The organism is Streptomyces sp. NPDC107559, from assembly GCF_055657365.1.
Genome location: NZ_JBVKBD010000005.1, coordinates 336,705 through 352,733, shown reverse-complemented (window position 1 = coordinate 352,733; position 16,029 = coordinate 336,705). Strand labels below are relative to the sequence as shown.

Below are 16,029 nucleotides of genomic sequence, written 5' to 3'. Positions count from 1 at the left end.
GCTCATACCGACGGGTACAGTCGCCGCACTGCTCTGGCAGCCCCTGTTGTCGAGGCGAAAGAGAAGTTGGTGAACGACCGTCACCCGTCGGGGACCATGACCACCCCGGCTCCGGCTTCCGAGCCCGCCTCGGCGCACTATGCGCCGTACGGCACCCAGGAGGCCCAGTACGGCGGCTTCACCACGTACGGCGTCGGCTACGACGCGAGCGGTTTCGGCATGACCGGCCCCGACAACGGAGCGCACGCCTCCGGGACCTTCACGACCGGCCCCTTCTACGGCGACGGCGGCCTCCAGGGCAACGCCACCGACGCGGGCGCCTACGGCTCGTACCAGGACGGCGCCGCCTACGACACCGGCGCGTACGACGGCGGTCACCACACCGGTCACCACCACACCGGCCACCACACCGCTCACGACTCCGGTTCCTACGACGCGACCCAGTGGTCGGGCTACGACCCGTACGCGGCCCAGCAGAGCGGCTACGACACGGGGGCGTACGAGACGACGGCCTGGGCCGCCGGCCACCAGCAGCTGTCCGCCGTCCCGCCGCAGACGGCGGGCTCCGACACCTCCGGGCAGTGGGACGCGCACACCTGGCTCCAGACCGACGGCGCCCCGGCCGACCCGACCCAGCAGTGGGAATGGGGCACGCAGGCCTTCGACACCGGCGCCTACGACGCCACGCAGTGGAACGCCGACGGCAACGCGCCGGACCTGTCCGACGAGCACTCCGAAGAACCCTCCGAAGAGCCCTCCGCCGAGGAGCCGGCTCCGGAAGAGGACGAGGATCCGACCGCCACCGGTGAGCTCCCCGCCGTGGCGCCGCTCCTCGACGACCAGGAGGAGCTCGCCCCGCTCCCGGCACCGCGCACGGCCTCCCGCTCCCGCCGCCGTATGCCCGCCAGGCGCTCCGCGCTGCTGACCGTGGCGGTGCCCTCGGTGTGCGTGATGGGCGTCGCCGGGGTCGCCGCCGCCTCGGTGGTGGGCAACCTGAACGACGACGGCAGGGACACGACCGCATCCGCCTCGGACGCGAAGGCGGTGAAACCGTCCGCCGCCAACAACAAGCTGGACAGCCAGCTGCGCAGCCTCTCCGCCGGCGCCGACGACTTCGCCGACCGGGCCAGCCGTACGCAGGAACGCATCGACCTCAGGACCCAGCAGGAGTCCGAGAAGAAGAAGGCGGCGGCGGAGGCGGCCCGCAAGGAGCGGCTGCGCCCGAAGTACGCCATCCCGGTCGAGCGCAAGGGCCTGAGCGCCTACTTCGGCCAGGCCGGCGTGAACTGGATGTCGGTGCACACCGGCATCGACTTCCCCGTCTCCTACGGCACGACGGTGATGGCCGCGACCGACGGCACCGTCCGCACGCAGTGGAACAGCGCGTACGGCAACATGATGATCGTGACGGCGATGGACGGCACGGAGACCTGGTACTGCCACCTCTCCACCTACCGTGTCGCCTCCGGTACGACGGTGAAGGCCGGCGACCCGATCGCGTACTCCGGGAACTCGGGCAACTCGACCGGCCCCCACCTGCACTTCGAGGTGCGGCCCGGCGGTGGCTCGGCCATCGACCCGCTCCCCTGGCTGCGCAGCCACGGTCTCGACCCGACGTAACCGCGCACCACCGCCCGAATCAGTGTCGATCGAGCCCCCGGAGATCCCGAGGGCTCTTTCCACGACCCCTAGAGCTTCTCCACCGGCGCGTACCGCAGCAGCAGCCGCTTCGGCTTGGTGTCGCCGAAGTCGATCGTCGCCTCCGCGTTCGCGCCCGTGCCCTTCACGCCGACGACCGTGCCCAGCCCGAACTGGTCGTGCGTGACCCGGTCGCCGACGGACAGGGACACCACCGGCTTCTCCGAGGTGCGGCGTGTGGCGAAGCCGGACGCGCCGGACGCCGACGAACGCGAGCGCGAGGACGACAGCGAGGCCGCCACCCCCGAGACCGGCCCCGACGACACCGGTGCCGTCGCGCCCGTCCGCTTCCACTCCAGGTGGGCCGGCGGGATCTCCTCCAGGAAGCGGGAGGGCGGGTTGTACGAGGGCTGTCCCCAGGCGCTGCGCATCGCCGACCGGGTGAGGTAGAGCCGCTCACGCGCGCGGGTGATGCCGACGTACGCCAGGCGGCGCTCCTCCTCCAGCTCCTTGGCCTGGCCGAGGGCACGCATGTGCGGGAAGACGCCGTCCTCCATGCCGGTCAGGAAGACGACCGGGAACTCCAGTCCCTTGGCGGTGTGCAGGGTCATCAGCGTGATGACGCCGTCGCCGTCCTCCTCGTCGGGGATCTGGTCGGAGTCGGCGACCAGCGCGACCCGCTCCAGGAAGTCGGAGAGCCCGCCCGTCGCCTCGCCCTCGCCGGTCTCCTGCTCGAACTCCAGGGCCACGGCGGCGAGTTCCTGGAGGTTCTCGATGCGGGTCTCGTCCTGCGGGTCGGTGGAGGCCTGCAACTCGGCGAGGTATCCGGTCCGTTCGAGGACGGCCTCCAGGACCGTCGCCGGACCGGCGCCCGACTCGACGATCGTGCGCAGGTCGTCCATCAGCACGTTGAAGCGCTGGACGGCGTTGGTGGAGCGCGCGGCCATGCCGTACGCCTCGTCGACGCGCCGCAGCGCCTGCGGGAAGCTGATCCTCTCGCGCTGGGAGAGGGCGTCGATCATCGCCTCGGCGCGCTCGCCGATACCGCGCTTGGGCACGTTGAGGATGCGGCGCAGCGGGACCGAGTCCTCGGGGTTGGCCAGGACACGCAGATAGGCCAGGACGTCCCGGACCTCCTTGCGCTCGTAGAAGCGGACGCCGCCGACGACCTTGTACGGCAGGCCGACCCGGATGAAGATCTCCTCGAAGACACGGGACTGGGCGTTGGTGCGGTAGAACACCGCGACATCGCCGGCCTTGGCCTGGCCCGCGTCGGTGAGACGGTCTATCTCGTCGGCGACGAACTGCGCCTCGTCGTGCTCGGTGTCGGCGACGTATCCGGTGATGCTCGCGCCCGCGCCCGCGTTGGTCCACAGGTTCTTGGGACGGCGGGACTCGTTGCGCTCGATGACCGCGTTGGCCGCGGAGAGGATGGTCTGCGTGGAGCGGTAGTTCTGCTCCAGCAGGATCGTCGTCGCGTCCGGGTAGTCCTCCTCGAACTGGAGGATGTTGCGGATGGTGGCGCCGCGGAAGGCGTAGATCGACTGGTCGGCGTCACCCACGACGCACAGTTCGGCGGGCAGGAGGTCGAACTCACCGGGCGGCACGTCCACGGGGTGCTCCGAGGTGCCGACGAGCTCACGGACCAGCGCGTACTGGGCGTGGTTGGTGTCCTGGTACTCGTCGACGAGCACATGCCGGAAGCGGCGGCGGTAGTGCTCGGCGACGTCCGGGAAGGCGCGCAGCAGGTTGACCGTCGTCATGATCAGGTCGTCGAAGTCGAGCGCGTTGGCCTCGCGCAGCCGCGACTGGTACATCGCGTAGGCCTGGGCGAGGGTCTTCTCGAAGCCGTCGCCGGCCTGGGCCGCGAAGTCCTCCTCGTCGATCAGCTCGTTCTTCAGGTTGGAGATCTTGGCGCTGAAGGACTTCGGCGGGAAACGCTTGGGGTCGAGGTCCAGGTCACGGCAGACCAGGGCCATCAGACGCTTGGAGTCGGCGGCGTCGTAGATCGAGAACGACGACGTGAAGCCGAGGCGCTTGCTCTCGCGGCGCAGGATGCGCACGCACGCGCTGTGGAAGGTCATCACCCACATCGCGTTCGCGCGCGGGCCGACGAGCTGCTCGACGCGCTCCTTCATCTCGCCCGCGGCCTTGTTGGTGAAGGTGATCGCGAGGATCTGGCCCGGATGCACGTTCCGCTCGCCGAGCAGGTGGGCGATGCGGTGCGTGAGCACCCGGGTCTTGCCGGAGCCGGCGCCGGCCACGATGAGCAGCGGGGAGCCGGAGTGGACGACGGCGGCGCGCTGGTTGTCGTTCAGCCCGTCCAGGAGGGCGGCCGGGTCGACCACCGGGCGCGGGGCGCCGTCGCGGTAGTAATCGTCCCGGTCCGGCGGCACGTCGAACTTCCCGCCGAACAGATCGTCCGGGACCGGCTCCGGCACGTGCTCGTCCTCGGGCGGAGGCGGGGGCTCCTCCCCATGGGCCCGGGGGGCCTGGAGATCCGCCAGGAAGCTGTCGTCAAAGAGGCTGCTCATCGCTCTCCGAGTCTAGGGCGCCGCACCGACAACCCGCCGCCGTCCCGGGAACATCCCCGCGTCCGGACGGCCCCGACCGAGGGGCCGGGAGGGGAACGTCACATTCCGTGGCCGGGCCGGGGAGGGTCCCCCTCACCCTCGGCGACCCGGGCGCCACGGTGCGACAAAGCCGGAAAACGTGTCCGAACACCAACAAGCCTGAGCATCCATGCCGGATCGACCGCACCCCGTCACAGCCGGGGCCCAGGTCACGAAAATGTATCGGGCATATCGCCCATCAACCTTCACAAGGGCCACAGGAGTTGGCTAGCGTGCCGGGCGGGCCGCACGACCCCCACCGGCGATCGTCGCCGGGCCGCGCGGCCTCCGCCGAGTCCGGAACGCCCGCAGGGCAACCGGAGCCGGGGACCCAACCGAGAACCGGGGTGAATCGGCCCGCATCCCCGTCGGGGGCAGGCCGTAGGGCAAACCTTCCGATCATCCGCCCGAACCCGACAGCTAACCCGGTAGGCGGAGTGTGGAAGGAGTCGCCTCTCTTGGCGTCGCACCGCAAGTCGCGTCCCGCAGGCACGCGCGCAGCAGGCATACGGACCCCCGCCCTGGCCACGGCGGCCCTCACCTCGATCGCCCTGTTGTCCCAGACGGCCCACGCCGCCCCCTCGGCCGACGACGGCCGGCCGAGCCTGGAAGAGGTCGAGAAGAAAGTCGACGACCTGTACCGCCAGGCCGAGTCGGCGACCGAGAACTACAACGCGGCCAAGGAAAAGACCACCAAGCAGCGCAAGCACGTCGACACCCTGCTCGACAACGTCGCCCAGCGCACCCAGAAGCTCAACGAGGCGCGCGAGGAACTCGGTTCCTTCGCCGCGGCGCAGTACCGGACCGGTGCCACCGCGCCGGACACCGCGACCTTCCTGCTCGCGGACTCGCCCCAGGACTACTTCGACCAGGCCCAGCTCATGGGCCGGCTGACCTCGCGGCAGAAGGGCGCGGTCGACGACTACGTCACCGAGCAGGCCGCGACGATGAAGGAGCGCCGCGAGGCCACCGAGAGCCTCGACACGCTCACCGACGCCCAGAACGACCTCCAGACCGCCAAGGCGACCGTCCAGAAGAAGCTCGCCGCCGCGCGCGTGCTGCTGTCCCAGCTGACGGCCGAGGAGAAGGCCCGGCTGGCCGCGATCGAGAAGCAGAAGCAGGAGGCGGCCGCGCGCAAGGCGGCGGAGCTGGCGAAGCAGCAGGCGGCAGCGGCCGCTGCGGCGGCGAAGGAGAGCGCGGCATCGGGCTCGTCGTCCTCGTCCGGCTCTTCCTCCTCGACCTCGTCCTCCTCGACCTCGTCCTCCTCGTCCGCGGACTCCACGGTCGGCACCCGGGCCGAGAAGGCGCTCGCCTTCGCCCGCGCGCAGATCGGCAAGCCGTACGTCTGGGGCGCGACGGGCCCCGGCTCCTACGACTGCTCCGGCCTCACCCAGGCCGCCTGGAAGGCCGCCGGCGTCACCCTGCCGCGCACCACCTACGACCAGGTGAACGCCGGCACCACCGTCTCCCTCGCCGACGCCCGCCCGGGTGACCTGGTCTTCTTCTACGACGACGTCAGCCACGTCGGCATCTACATCGGCGACGGCATGATGATCCACGCCCCCAAGCCCGGCGCGTACGTCCGCGAGGAGTCGATCTACTACGACGGCGAGTCCGGGATCCACAGCGTGGTCCGCCCGGCCTGACGCCCGGCCCCGGCACCCGTCCGCCCTCCGGCACCCCCACGCGGGTGCCGGGGAGCGGGCGGAGCCGCCTGCGACCACGGGTGATTCCGGGCGCCCGCGCGCGTGCCCCGCTCGCGCCGCGCGCGGCGCTCCTTAGCATCGACCGCATGCCCTCCACCCCCCGTACCCCACCGCTCCGCGCCCGGTGGGCGTTGCGTGAGCCGGCCACCGGAGCCGTGGTGCTGGCGACCGGCATCCTGTCGGTCGGACTGGAGCAGACGGGGTACGAGGTGCTGTCCCGGATCGCCCTGGTGCCGGCCTGCGCCGCCTGGCTGGCCCTGGCGGCGGGCTTCGCCGTCCAGCTGCTGTGGGAGCGGGAGGCATGGGTGCGCCGGGCGGGCACGCCGGCGGCGCTCACCGCGGTCGCCGCGACCACCGTGCTCGGCACCCGTTTCTCGCTGCTGGGGTGGCAGACCCTGGCCGAGGCGCTGCTGGCGCTGGCCGCCGTGCTGTGGCCGGGGCTGCTCGTCGTGGTTCTGCGGCACTGGGGGCACCGGATGCCGGGGGCGGTGTTCCTCGTGTGCGTGGCCACCCAGGGGCTCGCGGTGCAGGCGGCGACCCTCGCCGCGGCCCTGTCGACGGCCTGGCTCGCGCATACGGCGCTGGTGCTGTTCTGGCTGGGGCTGGTGCTCTACGTCCTGGCGCTGGCCCGCTTCGACCCGCGCCAGACGGTCGAGGGCGCCGGCGACCACTGGGTGGCCGGCGGGGCGCTCGCCATCTCCGCGCTGGCCGGGGCGCAGTTGCTCGCCGCCGACAGCGCGCGCCTGTATCTGTGGAACGACGACGACCGTGGCGTCCTGCGCGTCATGACCGTCGGCCTGCTCGTCCTCGACCTGTGCTGTTACGCCTGTCTGCTGACGGCCGAGCTGCGGTGGCCGCGGCTGCGCTACGACGTCCTGCGCTGGTCGACCGTGTTCCCGATGGGGATGTCGGCGGCAGCGGCGTCGGCCGTCTCCTCGGCGCTCGGTGTGCCGTGGCTGAAGGGGCTCGGTGAGGTGCTGCTGTGGGTCGCGGTGGCGGTGTGGGCCGCCGTCGCCGTGGCGGCCGTGCGGGCGGTCTCGGCGGCCGCCCGAGCCGACGTCAGGTCCACAGCACCGCGATGAAGATGTTCGCCGTGGTCAGCAGGCCCACCAGGCCGAACAGGTTCTTGTCGACCGTCTCCTCGTCCCGCTTCACGTAGACGAGACCGAGGATCACGATCAGCAGGGCCAGTTTCACGCCGATCTTGATGTTGTTGACCGGGTGGTCGTCGGCCTGGTTGAGGCCGACCAGGATCACACCGGTGACCAGCATCGTCGCCGCGCCGTGCAGCATCGCGGGGACGAAGCGGGCGGTGCCGCGGCCCATCGCCTTCATCTGGGTGAGGAAGCCGCCGAGGAGCGCGGCGATGCCGATGATGTGCAGGCCGACGAAGAGATGGATGAGTACGTCCATGAGGCCGGAGCCTAACCAGAGGCGCCCGTACCGTCGGACACCGCCCCGCCCCGCCCCGCCCGCACGCCTCGGTGACAGCTGCATATATGCGCGCCATAGCACCGCGTAACCCGCTCGCGGCCGGAAATCCTGCCATCGGTCATCACACTGCGTGAAGTCGACGACTCCCGATGCCAATCATGGTCACCAGGGGGCGCCATTCGATCCGATCGCGACAGTTCCGTACATGGCGTTATCCACCCGACATAAACGGGCTTAGCGTCCTCCCCCAGGTGACCGGCTCCCCACCGCCGTCCGGACCAGGGGCGGCAGTCGGCCACCACCGCCGAGAAAGTCCGGCGGCGGCCCGCTCCCCCTGTGTGTGGCCGCCGCCGGACGCGTGGACCGCCCCCGGGCGGCCGTACCTCCGCTCCCCTGGCGGCCGTGCGTCCGCCCGGCGGCCGGCCCGGGACAGGCGGTCGTACGAAAGGACGTGCAAGGCCACGTGGCAGCGCACCGAAAACCCCGTCCGCGCTCGCTCAGCGGCAATACGGTCCGTACCGCCGCCACGCTCGCCCTCGCGGGCGCGGCGACCGCGACCGTCTTCGACGGGACCGGTCACGCCGAGCCGAATCTGACGCCGGGGCAGGTCAGGGCCAAGGTGGACAAGCTGTACCAGGAGGCCGAGGCCGCCACCCAGAAGTACGACGGCGCGCACGAGAAGGCACAGGCCGCCGAGAAACGCCTGGAGACCCTGCGGGACGAGGCGGCCCGCCGCGAGGACCGGCTCAACTCGGCGCGGGACGCCCTGGGTTCGATAGCCGCCGCCCAGTACCGCGCCGGCGGCATGGATCCCGCGCTGCAACTCGCGCTCTCCGACGACCCCGACCGGTACCTCGAAGGCGCCGCCTTCGCCGAACGGGCGGGCGACCGGCAGGCGGGCGCCGTCGCCCGGGTCCGCGGGGAGCTGCGCGAGATCGAGCAGCTGCGCGGGGCCGCCCGCCTCCAGCTGACCTCGCTCGAGGCACGGCAGGCGGAACTGCGGCGCGAGAAGCGGACGATCACCGGGAAGCTGGCCGCGGCACGGCAGCTGCTGGCCCGGCTGCCGGCCGCCGAGCGTGCGCAGGCGCTCGGCGCCGGCGCCACCACGGCCCGGGCCTCGCGGGGGACGGCGGCCGGCCGCGTCGGCCTCCAGGCGCCGGGCGCCGCCACGTCCGCGGCCCCGGACTCCCGGGCGGCGGACGCCGTCGCCTACGCCTACTCCAAGCTCGGCAGCCCCTATGTGTGGGGCGCCACGGGACCGGACGCCTTCGACTGCTCGGGGCTCGCCCAGGCCGCGTACCGCGCCGCCGGAGTCTCGCTGCCCCGCACGACGTACACCCAGATCGGTGCGGGCCGACGGATCTCCCGCTCCGAACTGCTCCCGGGCGACCTGGTGTTCTTCTACTCGGGCATCACCCACGTCGGCATCTACGTCGGCGACGGCCAGATGATCCACGCCCCCAACCCCTCGGCGCCGGTGCGGCTCGCGCCCATCGACGAGATGCCGTTCGCGGGGGCGACCCGGGTCGTGTGAGGGCCCCGGCGGACGGGCCACGAGGGACGGACACGAAGCGCCCGGCGCGCCCGGAGGCGGTCAGGAACCGCGCGGGGACGGCCGGAAAGAGACCGGGCCGGGCGGCGCCTGAACGATCAAGTGCACCACCGCACGGTAGCGTCGGCGCGCGGAGCGGCAGTGTGCAGCCGCCCGTACACCGTCCGCCGTCGCGCCGTCGTCCAGGCGCCGTCCGAGAGGGTCCCGATGCCCGGGTCCATGCTGCCGCCTCCCCCACCGCCGCCCCACGACCGGACCTGGCCGGACCGCGGGGCGCTGCTGGCCGACCGGTGGCGGGCGCTGGAGGAACTGCGGGGGCACAGTCTCGGGGTGCACCGGGTCCTGCTGCTGTGGCTGCTGGCGCTCGCGGCGGTCATCGGCTGGTCGCTGCTGGTGCTGCCACTCCAGCAGCGGCAGGAGGCGGACGCGACGGGCCTTGTCCTCGCTCCCCTCTTCGTGCTCCTCGGCCTGGCCGCCCTCACCCCGCCGGTCGTCGCCGTCTTCCTCGCCATCCGCCGGGACCGCCAGCTGAGCGGGCTCCTCGACGCCTGGCTGGCCCTGGACAGCCACCCGCAGACGGACGCCCGGCTGCGCTCCCCCGGCCTCAGCCTGTTCTGGCTGCTGTCGTCCTCGGTGATCGGCGCCACGGGACTGTGGGCGTCGCTCGCGACCGCGGCGGGCGCGGAGCCCGGCCGCTCGGCCTACGGCGATGTCGCCCTGCGCATGGGCATCGGCACGATCCTGTGGCTGACGGGCCTGATCGGCGTGGTGAAGGCGGTACGGCACTACCGGTGGGCGCTTCGGGCGCTGGGCCCGGCACCGGCGCCGGGGCACCGCTAGAGCCCCTGGGGGGCCACATGCTCTCGGGCCCGGCGCCCGGCGCTCACACCAGTCGGCGCGCCGTCGCCCACCGCGTCAGCTCGTGCCGGTTGGAGAGCTGGAGCTTGCGCAGTACCGCCGAGACATGCGACTCGACGGTCTTGACCGAGATGAACAGCTGCTTGGCGATCTCCTTGTAGGCGTACCCGCGGGCGATCAGCCGCAGCACCTCCCGCTCGCGCTGGGTGAGTCGGTCGAGGTCCTCGTCGACCGGCGGGGCGTCGGTGGAGGCGAAGGCGTCGAGGACGAACCCGGCCAGGCGCGGGGAGAAGACCGCGTCGCCTTCCTGGACCCGGAAGACGGAGTCGACCAGGTCGGTGCCGGTGATCGTCTTCGTCACATAGCCCCGCGCGCCGCCGCGGATGACACCGATCACGTCCTCCGCCGCGTCCGAGACGGACAGCGCGAGAAAGCGCACCGGCCGCTCGGCGTCGGCCATCAGCGGGGCGCAGCGGCGCAGCACCTCGACACCGCCGCCGCCCGGGAGGTGGACGTCGAGCAGGACCACCTCGGGCCGGGTCGCGGTGATGACCGTGACCGCCTGGTCGACGTCCGCGGCCTCCCCGACGACCTCGACACCGGTCTCGTCGGTCCGTCCGATCTCGGCCTGCACCCCGGTACGGAACATCCGGTGGTCGTCGACGAGGACCACGCGCACATGACGCCCGGCCCCGCCCGCCGTGCCCGCCGTGCCGTTCGTCTCGGTCGGCTCGCTCATGACGTCTTCTCCGCCCTCTCCATCTCCAGTTCGACCTCCGTGCCGCCGTCCGGCACCGCCCGCAGCCGGGCCGTGCCGCCGTGCCGCTCCATGCGGCCGATGATCGATTCCCTGACGCCCATGCGGTCGGCGGGTATCGAGTCGAGGTCGAAACCGGGACCGCGGTCCCGGACGGACACGAAGACCGACCTCCCCTCGACCTCCGCGTAGACCTGCACGGCGCCGCCGTCGCCACCGTACTTGGCGGCGTTCACCATTGCTTCCCGCGCGGCCTGCATCTGTGCGCCGGTCCGCTCGTCGAGCGGGCAGTCGCCGACGACCACGACCTCGATGGGGACGCCGTGCTTGTCCTCGACCTCGGCGGCGTTGCGCCGCACCGCGTCGGCGAGGGTGGCCGGCTCGTCGGCCTCGTCCTTGCCGGTGCCCTCCGGCTTGTACAGCCAGGTGCGCAGATCGCGTTCCTGGGCGCGGGCGAGCCTGCGCACCTCGTTCGCGTTCTCCGCGTTGCGCTGGATCAGGGTCAGGGTGTGCAGCACCGAGTCGTGGACGTGGGCGGCGACCTCCGCGCGCTCCTGGGCGCGGATGCGCATCAGGCGCTCCTCGGAGAGGTCCTGGGTCATCCGGACCAGATAGGGCCCGGCGAGGAGGGTGATGCCGACGAGGACCGCGAGGGCCGCCTGGAGCACCGAGCCGAGATGGGCCGCGGAGCCCTGGAGCACGAAGATGCCGGAGACACCCGCGGTGACCAGCAGGACACCGCCCACCGCGCGCAGCAGGGACAGGGTGCGCTTGCGGCGCCCGACCTCGACCCAGCGGGCCCGCCGGGCGTTGTCCGCCTGGCGCCAGACGAGGGCGACGCCCGCGCCGACCAGGACGGCCGGCAGGAGGTACGCCTTGGCGCCGTTGCCCAGGTTCACACTGCTGACGAAGACCATGGCCACGACGACCATGAGCAGCAGGGCGACGATCTGCCCCTTGTCGGGCTTGCGCGCGACGAGTCTGCGCCGGCCGTCGGGCGAGGTCTCGGCGCTGACCAGGGACGGGGGTCTCTGGCCGCCCACACCGCCGACGCCGAGCGGGACGAAGAACCAGAACGCGGCGTACAGCAGGGCGCCGAGGCCGTCCGCCATGAACAGGCCGACGAAGACGAGCCGCACCCAGATCACGGGCAGCCCGAGATGCCCGGCGAGCCCCCGCGCCACACCGCCGAGCCAGCGTCCGTCGCTGCTGCGGTAGAGCTTGCGCGGGGGCCGTGGTTCGGCGAGAGGCTCTGTGACGACGTCCGGCATGCCACCGATGGTCACACGGACGGCGAGGCCGGGGCATCAGGGTGGAGCCCCGAGACTCCCCTGATCTCCGCCGGGTTCGGCGTGCACCCCGGGGAAGCCGAAATATCAGGGTCCGGCCAGGGTCGTCCCGGCTGCCGTCACGGTGGCCCGGCCGTCACCATGGACCCATGACCGATCACCCGCCTGCCGCGGACGCCGTGCCCGACGAGGACGCCTCGCCGGGCAACACGCCGACCCGGCCGCCGCTGGTGAGGAAGCGCGCGCGGCCAGGCGGGCGGGAGCAGGCGAGAGGACGAGCGTGGCGGAGGAGGCGGTGATGGCCGACGCGACGGGCAGGACCGAGGACGGGACGTCGGCCGACGGGACCGGCGGGACCGCGGGAGCCGGCCGGACCGGGAGCGGGACCGGCCGGGACAAGGGCGGCCGGCCGCCCGCGGCTCCGCACGGATTCCGGCGCGACCGGCGGTACAAGACGCTCGCCGGGGTGTGCTCCGGGCTCGGGCGGCACTTCGACATGGACCCGGTGATCTTCCGGATCACGCTCGCGGTGCTCGCCGCGACCGGCGGCGTCGGCCTGATCTTCTACGGCTTCGCCTGGCTGTTCGTCCCGTACGAGGACGAGGACGAGAACGAGGTCCGCAAGCTCCTGACCGGCCGGGTCGACGGCCAGGCGCTGACCGCCGTGCTGTTCGCGCTGGTCGGCTGCGGGATCTTCCTGTCGATGCTGAACAACGGCGGGGTGCTCGCCTTCGCCGTCGTCCTGTCCTTCCTCCTCGCCGGCGCGGGGTACTGGTCGCAGCGCCGCGGCGCCCCCGACCCCGACCCGCTGGCCGCGCAGGCCGTGGCCGACGCTCCGCCGGAGGCCCAGGCGCCACCGGTGCCCGCGTCCTACCCCTCCTGGTGGCGCGACCCGATCGTCAAGGACGGGACGCATGTCGGCGGCACGGGCTATCTGTGGGGACCCGCGGACTCGCGCCGTCGCGAGTCCGCCGTGACCGTCGACGTCGGCCTCGGCAGCGGCGTGCGCGGCCAGGACGGGACGAGCACTCCGCGGACCGGGCCGCGCGGGCCGCGCTGGATCGGCGGCCGGATCTTCCTGCTCGCGCTGCTCGCGGGAGGTCTCGGCAGCGGTCTGACCCGGCAGGACCATCCGTTCGGCACCAGCCTCCAGATGGGGCTCGCCTGCGCGCTCGTCGTCTTCGGGGTGGGCATCGCGGTCAGTTCGCTGCTGGGCCGCACCGGGGCGGGGTCGCTGTTCCTGGCGATCGTCACGGCCGCCCTGCTCGCGGCCGCGGCCGCGCTCCCCGCGGACATCGACGCGCACTGGACGCACACGACCTGGCGGCCCGCCGAGATGGCGGACGTCGCGCCGAAGTACGACCTGGGCAACGGCGTCGGGACGCTGGACCTGTCCCGGCTGGAGCCGGCCCAGGGCACCACGGTGTCCACCGAGGCCAGTGTGGGGGTGGGCCGGCTGCTGGTGGTCGTGCCGCCGGAGGCGACGGTCCGGCTGAGCATCGACGTCGGGCTGGGTGACATCCAGTTGCCGGGCGACGAGGCGAAGGACGTGGACGTGGAACCGGGCAAGCACAAGCAGGTGACCCTGCCGCCCGTCTCGGGCGGCACGCGGGCCGGCACGCTCGATCTGGATCTCCAGGTCGGCGCGGGACAGGTGGAGGTGGCTCGTGCCGCGTCATGAGTTCCAGCCGGGGAGGCTGGTCGCCGGGTTCTTCCTGGGCCTCGCGGGGGTGGTGTTCGCCGGTGACGCGGGCGGGCTCTGGCACACCCCGTGGTTCGCGGTGATCCCGATGGTGGTGGGCGGTCTCTGTCTGGCGGGTGCCGCGGGGATCATGGCCAAGGGGATACGGCTGCGCAGGCGCCGGGACCACGGGCCCGACGCGGGGGCACGGCAGCGGACTCCGGTCTGACCGGGATCCGGTCTGACCGGGCTGCGGCCTGACCGGGCTGCGGCCTGACCGGGCTGCGGCCTGATTGGGCTGCGGCCTGATTGGGCTCCGATCGGGGTGGGGCGCCGGTGGCCGGGGGAAGCGACCGGCGCCCCGCCACCGGCTACGCGTAACTGCCGCGCCGTCGCCGTGCGCGCAGAAGGGCGTCCAGGGAGAACACCGGGGCGCCCGCGAGGATCAGGGGCAGCCAGGCCATCAGATACGGAAGATCGTTGCCGAAGTAGTAGGGGTCGGTGGACCAGCTCACGGTCAGCCAGAGACTGAGGGAGATCAGCGCACCGCCGAGTGCGGCGAGGCGTGACAGCAGCCCGATCAGGGTGCCGATACCGACGGCGAGTTCACCGAGGGCGATGGCGTAGCCGAAGCCGACCGGGCTCTTCAGGGCCAGGTCGACCAGGGCCGGGATGGCCGAGGAGTCGCGGACGGCACGCATCGTCTCGCCGATCGACCCCGCGCCGGAGGCCTTCATGAAGGCGCTGTCGGTGAGGTGGTCGAGCCCTGCGTAGACGAAGGTGACGCCGAGAAAGATCCGGAGTGGAAGCAGGGCGTAGCGGCTTGCGGTGTCCCGCAAGGAACCGCCGCCGTTGAGATAGGAGGAGTGCGTGTCCGTACGCATGCCGTGAGTCATCGCTCGTAGCCGCCTCTCGCCGCGGTGACATGGCCCCTGGACAGACCATACGTACGGAAGGGGCCTGCGGCTCACCCCCCGGCAGCGTCGATTTTCCGATTCCCGCCCCCGGCAGCACACCGTGACCGGCACGGTCCCTCCGGCGGCACACCGTGACCGGCACGCTCCCTCCGGCGGCACACCGTGACCGGCACGCTCCCTCCGGCGGCACACCGTGACCGGCACGCTCCCTCCGGCGGCACACCGTGACCGGCACGGTCCCCCGGCCACTCCGAGGGCCGGCGCGGTCTCCCCGGCCGCCCCGGGCCCGGCGGCCGGCCGGGGCGTCAGTCCGTCACGTCGATCTCGTAGCGGTTGGTCTCCACTCCGGTCGCGGTGACGACCTGCACCGCCACCCGCCCCGGTTCCACGTCCGCCGGGACCGGCACGGTCAGCAGGACGTCCGTGGGGTTGCTGAAGCCGCCGGTGACCGGGACCAGGGGCACATGGACGTGCACCGGGCCGATGCGGACGACCATCCGGGACAGCCGGTCCGCGCCCTGTGCGCCCGGCGGCACGAAGCCGGCCCCGCGGATCTCGATGTCGTCGCCCGTGCGGATGGGGGCGTCGAGGTCTCCGGCCTCCCGGGCCCGTACGACGGAGAGGATCACCGGGCGGCCGCCCTCGGCGTACTTGCCCGCCAGGTAGGTCGCCGCCGACACCAGGACCACCACGGCCAGCCCCCACGGCAGGTCGGGCAGCTGGTCCGGACGGCGGGCCAGCCGGACCGCGCCGAACAGCAGGGCGACCGTGCTGATCACGACGTACTGGATGTCGGCGAACGTGCCGCGTCCGTCGTCGTCGGTGAGCAGGTCGGCCGCGCGGGGACGGTGGGCGCGCACCTTCTGGAGCTTCTGCCCCAGCACCCGCAGCCCGACCACCCGCCGCACCAGGACGGCGATCCCGCACACCACCGCGAGCACGGTGACCACACCCGCCCCGCGGGCCAGTTCGAAGCCGGAGATCAGCGCGTCCCGCTCGGCGTGGTCGGAGGCGGCGGCCAGCCGGCCCACCAGCACGAGCACGGCGTAGGCCACGAAGAGCACCCAGGCGGCCGCGACCGCGCGCGAGGTCGACAGGCGGTTGTCGTCGCCGATGACGGGGGCCAGCGCGCCGCCCCGCGTCCGGTGGAACCACGACGCCGCGGTCAGGGCGCCGGCCACCACCAGCGCCGCCAGCAGCCCCGCCGTGCGGGCGGTCGTCCAGCCCGCGCCGATCGCCGTCAGCGCCTGGGCCAGCAGCAGGGCGACGACCACGGCCCACGTGGTGCCGACGGTGTGCCGCCACAGCCGGGCCAGCCAGGCCCCGCCCTCGGCCCGGCCGCGTTCGGCGACGGCCTCGGCGGACTGCGCCAGCTCCTCCGACACCCACTGGCGGGAGGCCGAGGCCGAGTGCGCCACTGCCGCCGGCAGCCCCTGCCCGGCGGCGAACCCGTCCCGTTTCAGCAGGAACGCGGCGACCGCACGCCGATGTCCCTCGCGGGCCCCGTGCGGGCAGTCGCCGCAGGTGCAGCCGCCCGCGTGCGCGCCCGTTTCCGCGCTCTGTCCAGCCTCCTGCACCGCCACGC

13 protein-coding genes and 1 riboswitch are annotated in these 16,029 nt (G+C 72.9%); of the genes, 7 read left to right on the top strand and 6 right to left on the bottom strand.

All coding sequences use genetic code 11. From position 1 onward, the window contains the following. Positions 1-96 precede the first annotated feature (96 nt). On the top strand, positions 97-1,620 hold the full coding sequence (locus ACZ7OY_RS18705; RefSeq protein WP_471912449.1) for a M23 family metallopeptidase: 1,524 nt from the start codon (positions 97-99) through the stop codon (positions 1,618-1,620). Between the two features lie 68 nt (positions 1,621-1,688). Here ACZ7OY_RS18705 and pcrA read toward each other — a convergent pair whose 3' ends face one another. Next, entirely contained in the window at positions 1,689-4,172 is a 2,484-nt protein-coding gene (gene pcrA / locus ACZ7OY_RS18700; protein ID WP_471912344.1) for a DNA helicase PcrA, read from the bottom strand. A 357-nt stretch (positions 4,173-4,529) separates the two neighbouring features. Continuing rightward, a riboswitch (cyclic di-AMP (ydaO/yuaA leader) is annotated at positions 4,530-4,700 on the top strand. Positions 4,701-4,708: 8 nt separating this feature from the next. On the opposite strand from pcrA, the gene ACZ7OY_RS18695 reads away from it, so the two are divergent. Then, the gene (locus tag ACZ7OY_RS18695; RefSeq protein ID WP_471912343.1) at positions 4,709-5,896 is read left to right on the top strand and encodes a C40 family peptidase; all 1,188 of its coding nucleotides are present in this window, start codon (positions 4,709-4,711) and stop codon (positions 5,894-5,896) included. A 146-nt stretch (positions 5,897-6,042) separates the two neighbouring features. Beyond that, a complete protein-coding gene (locus ACZ7OY_RS18690; RefSeq protein WP_471912342.1) occupies positions 6,043-7,038 on the top strand; it encodes an SLAC1 family transporter in 996 nt (331 codons plus the stop codon). Here ACZ7OY_RS18690 and ACZ7OY_RS18685 read toward each other — a convergent pair. Continuing rightward, on the bottom strand, positions 7,016-7,369 hold the full coding sequence (locus ACZ7OY_RS18685) for a hypothetical protein (RefSeq protein WP_351605804.1): 354 nt from the start codon (positions 7,367-7,369) through the stop codon (positions 7,016-7,018). The genes ACZ7OY_RS18690 and ACZ7OY_RS18685 overlap by 23 nt on opposite strands. A 484-nt stretch (positions 7,370-7,853) precedes the next feature. Between ACZ7OY_RS18685 and ACZ7OY_RS18680 the strand changes: the two genes are divergently transcribed. Beyond that, positions 7,854-8,924 carry a C40 family peptidase gene (locus tag ACZ7OY_RS18680; protein WP_471912341.1) on the top strand — a complete coding sequence of 357 codons (1,071 nt, stop codon included), beginning with the start codon at positions 7,854-7,856 and terminating at the stop codon, positions 8,922-8,924. A 225-nt stretch (positions 8,925-9,149) separates the two neighbouring features. Further along, positions 9,150-9,782, top strand: a complete 633-nt coding sequence (locus tag ACZ7OY_RS18675) for a hypothetical protein (protein ID WP_471912340.1) — start codon at positions 9,150-9,152, stop codon at positions 9,780-9,782. 43 nt (positions 9,783-9,825) lie between these two features. Here ACZ7OY_RS18675 and ACZ7OY_RS18670 read toward each other — a convergent pair whose 3' ends face one another. Both ACZ7OY_RS18670 and ACZ7OY_RS18665 read right to left on the bottom strand, forming a co-directional pair. Next, positions 9,826-10,539 (bottom strand): response regulator transcription factor, encoded by a 714-nt coding sequence (locus ACZ7OY_RS18670; protein ID WP_351605812.1) that lies wholly within the window; start codon positions 10,537-10,539, stop codon positions 9,826-9,828. Then, on the bottom strand, positions 10,536-11,828 hold the full coding sequence (locus ACZ7OY_RS18665) for an ATP-binding protein (RefSeq protein ID WP_471912339.1): 1,293 nt from the start codon (positions 11,826-11,828) through the stop codon (positions 10,536-10,538). Before ACZ7OY_RS18665 ends, ACZ7OY_RS18670 begins: the two co-directional genes overlap by 4 nt. Before the next feature lie 316 nt (positions 11,829-12,144). On the opposite strand from ACZ7OY_RS18665, the gene ACZ7OY_RS18660 reads away from it, so the two are divergent. Further along, the gene (locus ACZ7OY_RS18660; protein ID WP_471912338.1) at positions 12,145-13,527 is read left to right on the top strand and encodes a PspC domain-containing protein; all 1,383 of its coding nucleotides are present in this window, start codon (positions 12,145-12,147) and stop codon (positions 13,525-13,527) included. Next, entirely contained in the window at positions 13,514-13,756 is a 243-nt protein-coding gene (locus ACZ7OY_RS18655) for a hypothetical protein (RefSeq protein WP_471912337.1), read from the top strand. Before ACZ7OY_RS18660 ends, ACZ7OY_RS18655 begins: the two co-directional genes overlap by 14 nt. A 142-nt stretch (positions 13,757-13,898) precedes the next feature. On the opposite strand, the gene ACZ7OY_RS18650 is transcribed toward ACZ7OY_RS18655, so the two are convergent. Then, positions 13,899-14,423: a DoxX family protein gene (locus ACZ7OY_RS18650; RefSeq protein WP_471912336.1), complete on the bottom strand. Its 525-nt coding sequence runs from the start codon at positions 14,421-14,423 to the stop codon at positions 13,899-13,901. 326 nt (positions 14,424-14,749) lie between these two features. Further along, entirely contained in the window at positions 14,750-16,027 is a 1,278-nt protein-coding gene (locus ACZ7OY_RS18645; protein ID WP_471912335.1) for a hypothetical protein, read from the bottom strand. Positions 16,028-16,029: the final 2 nt, after the last annotated feature.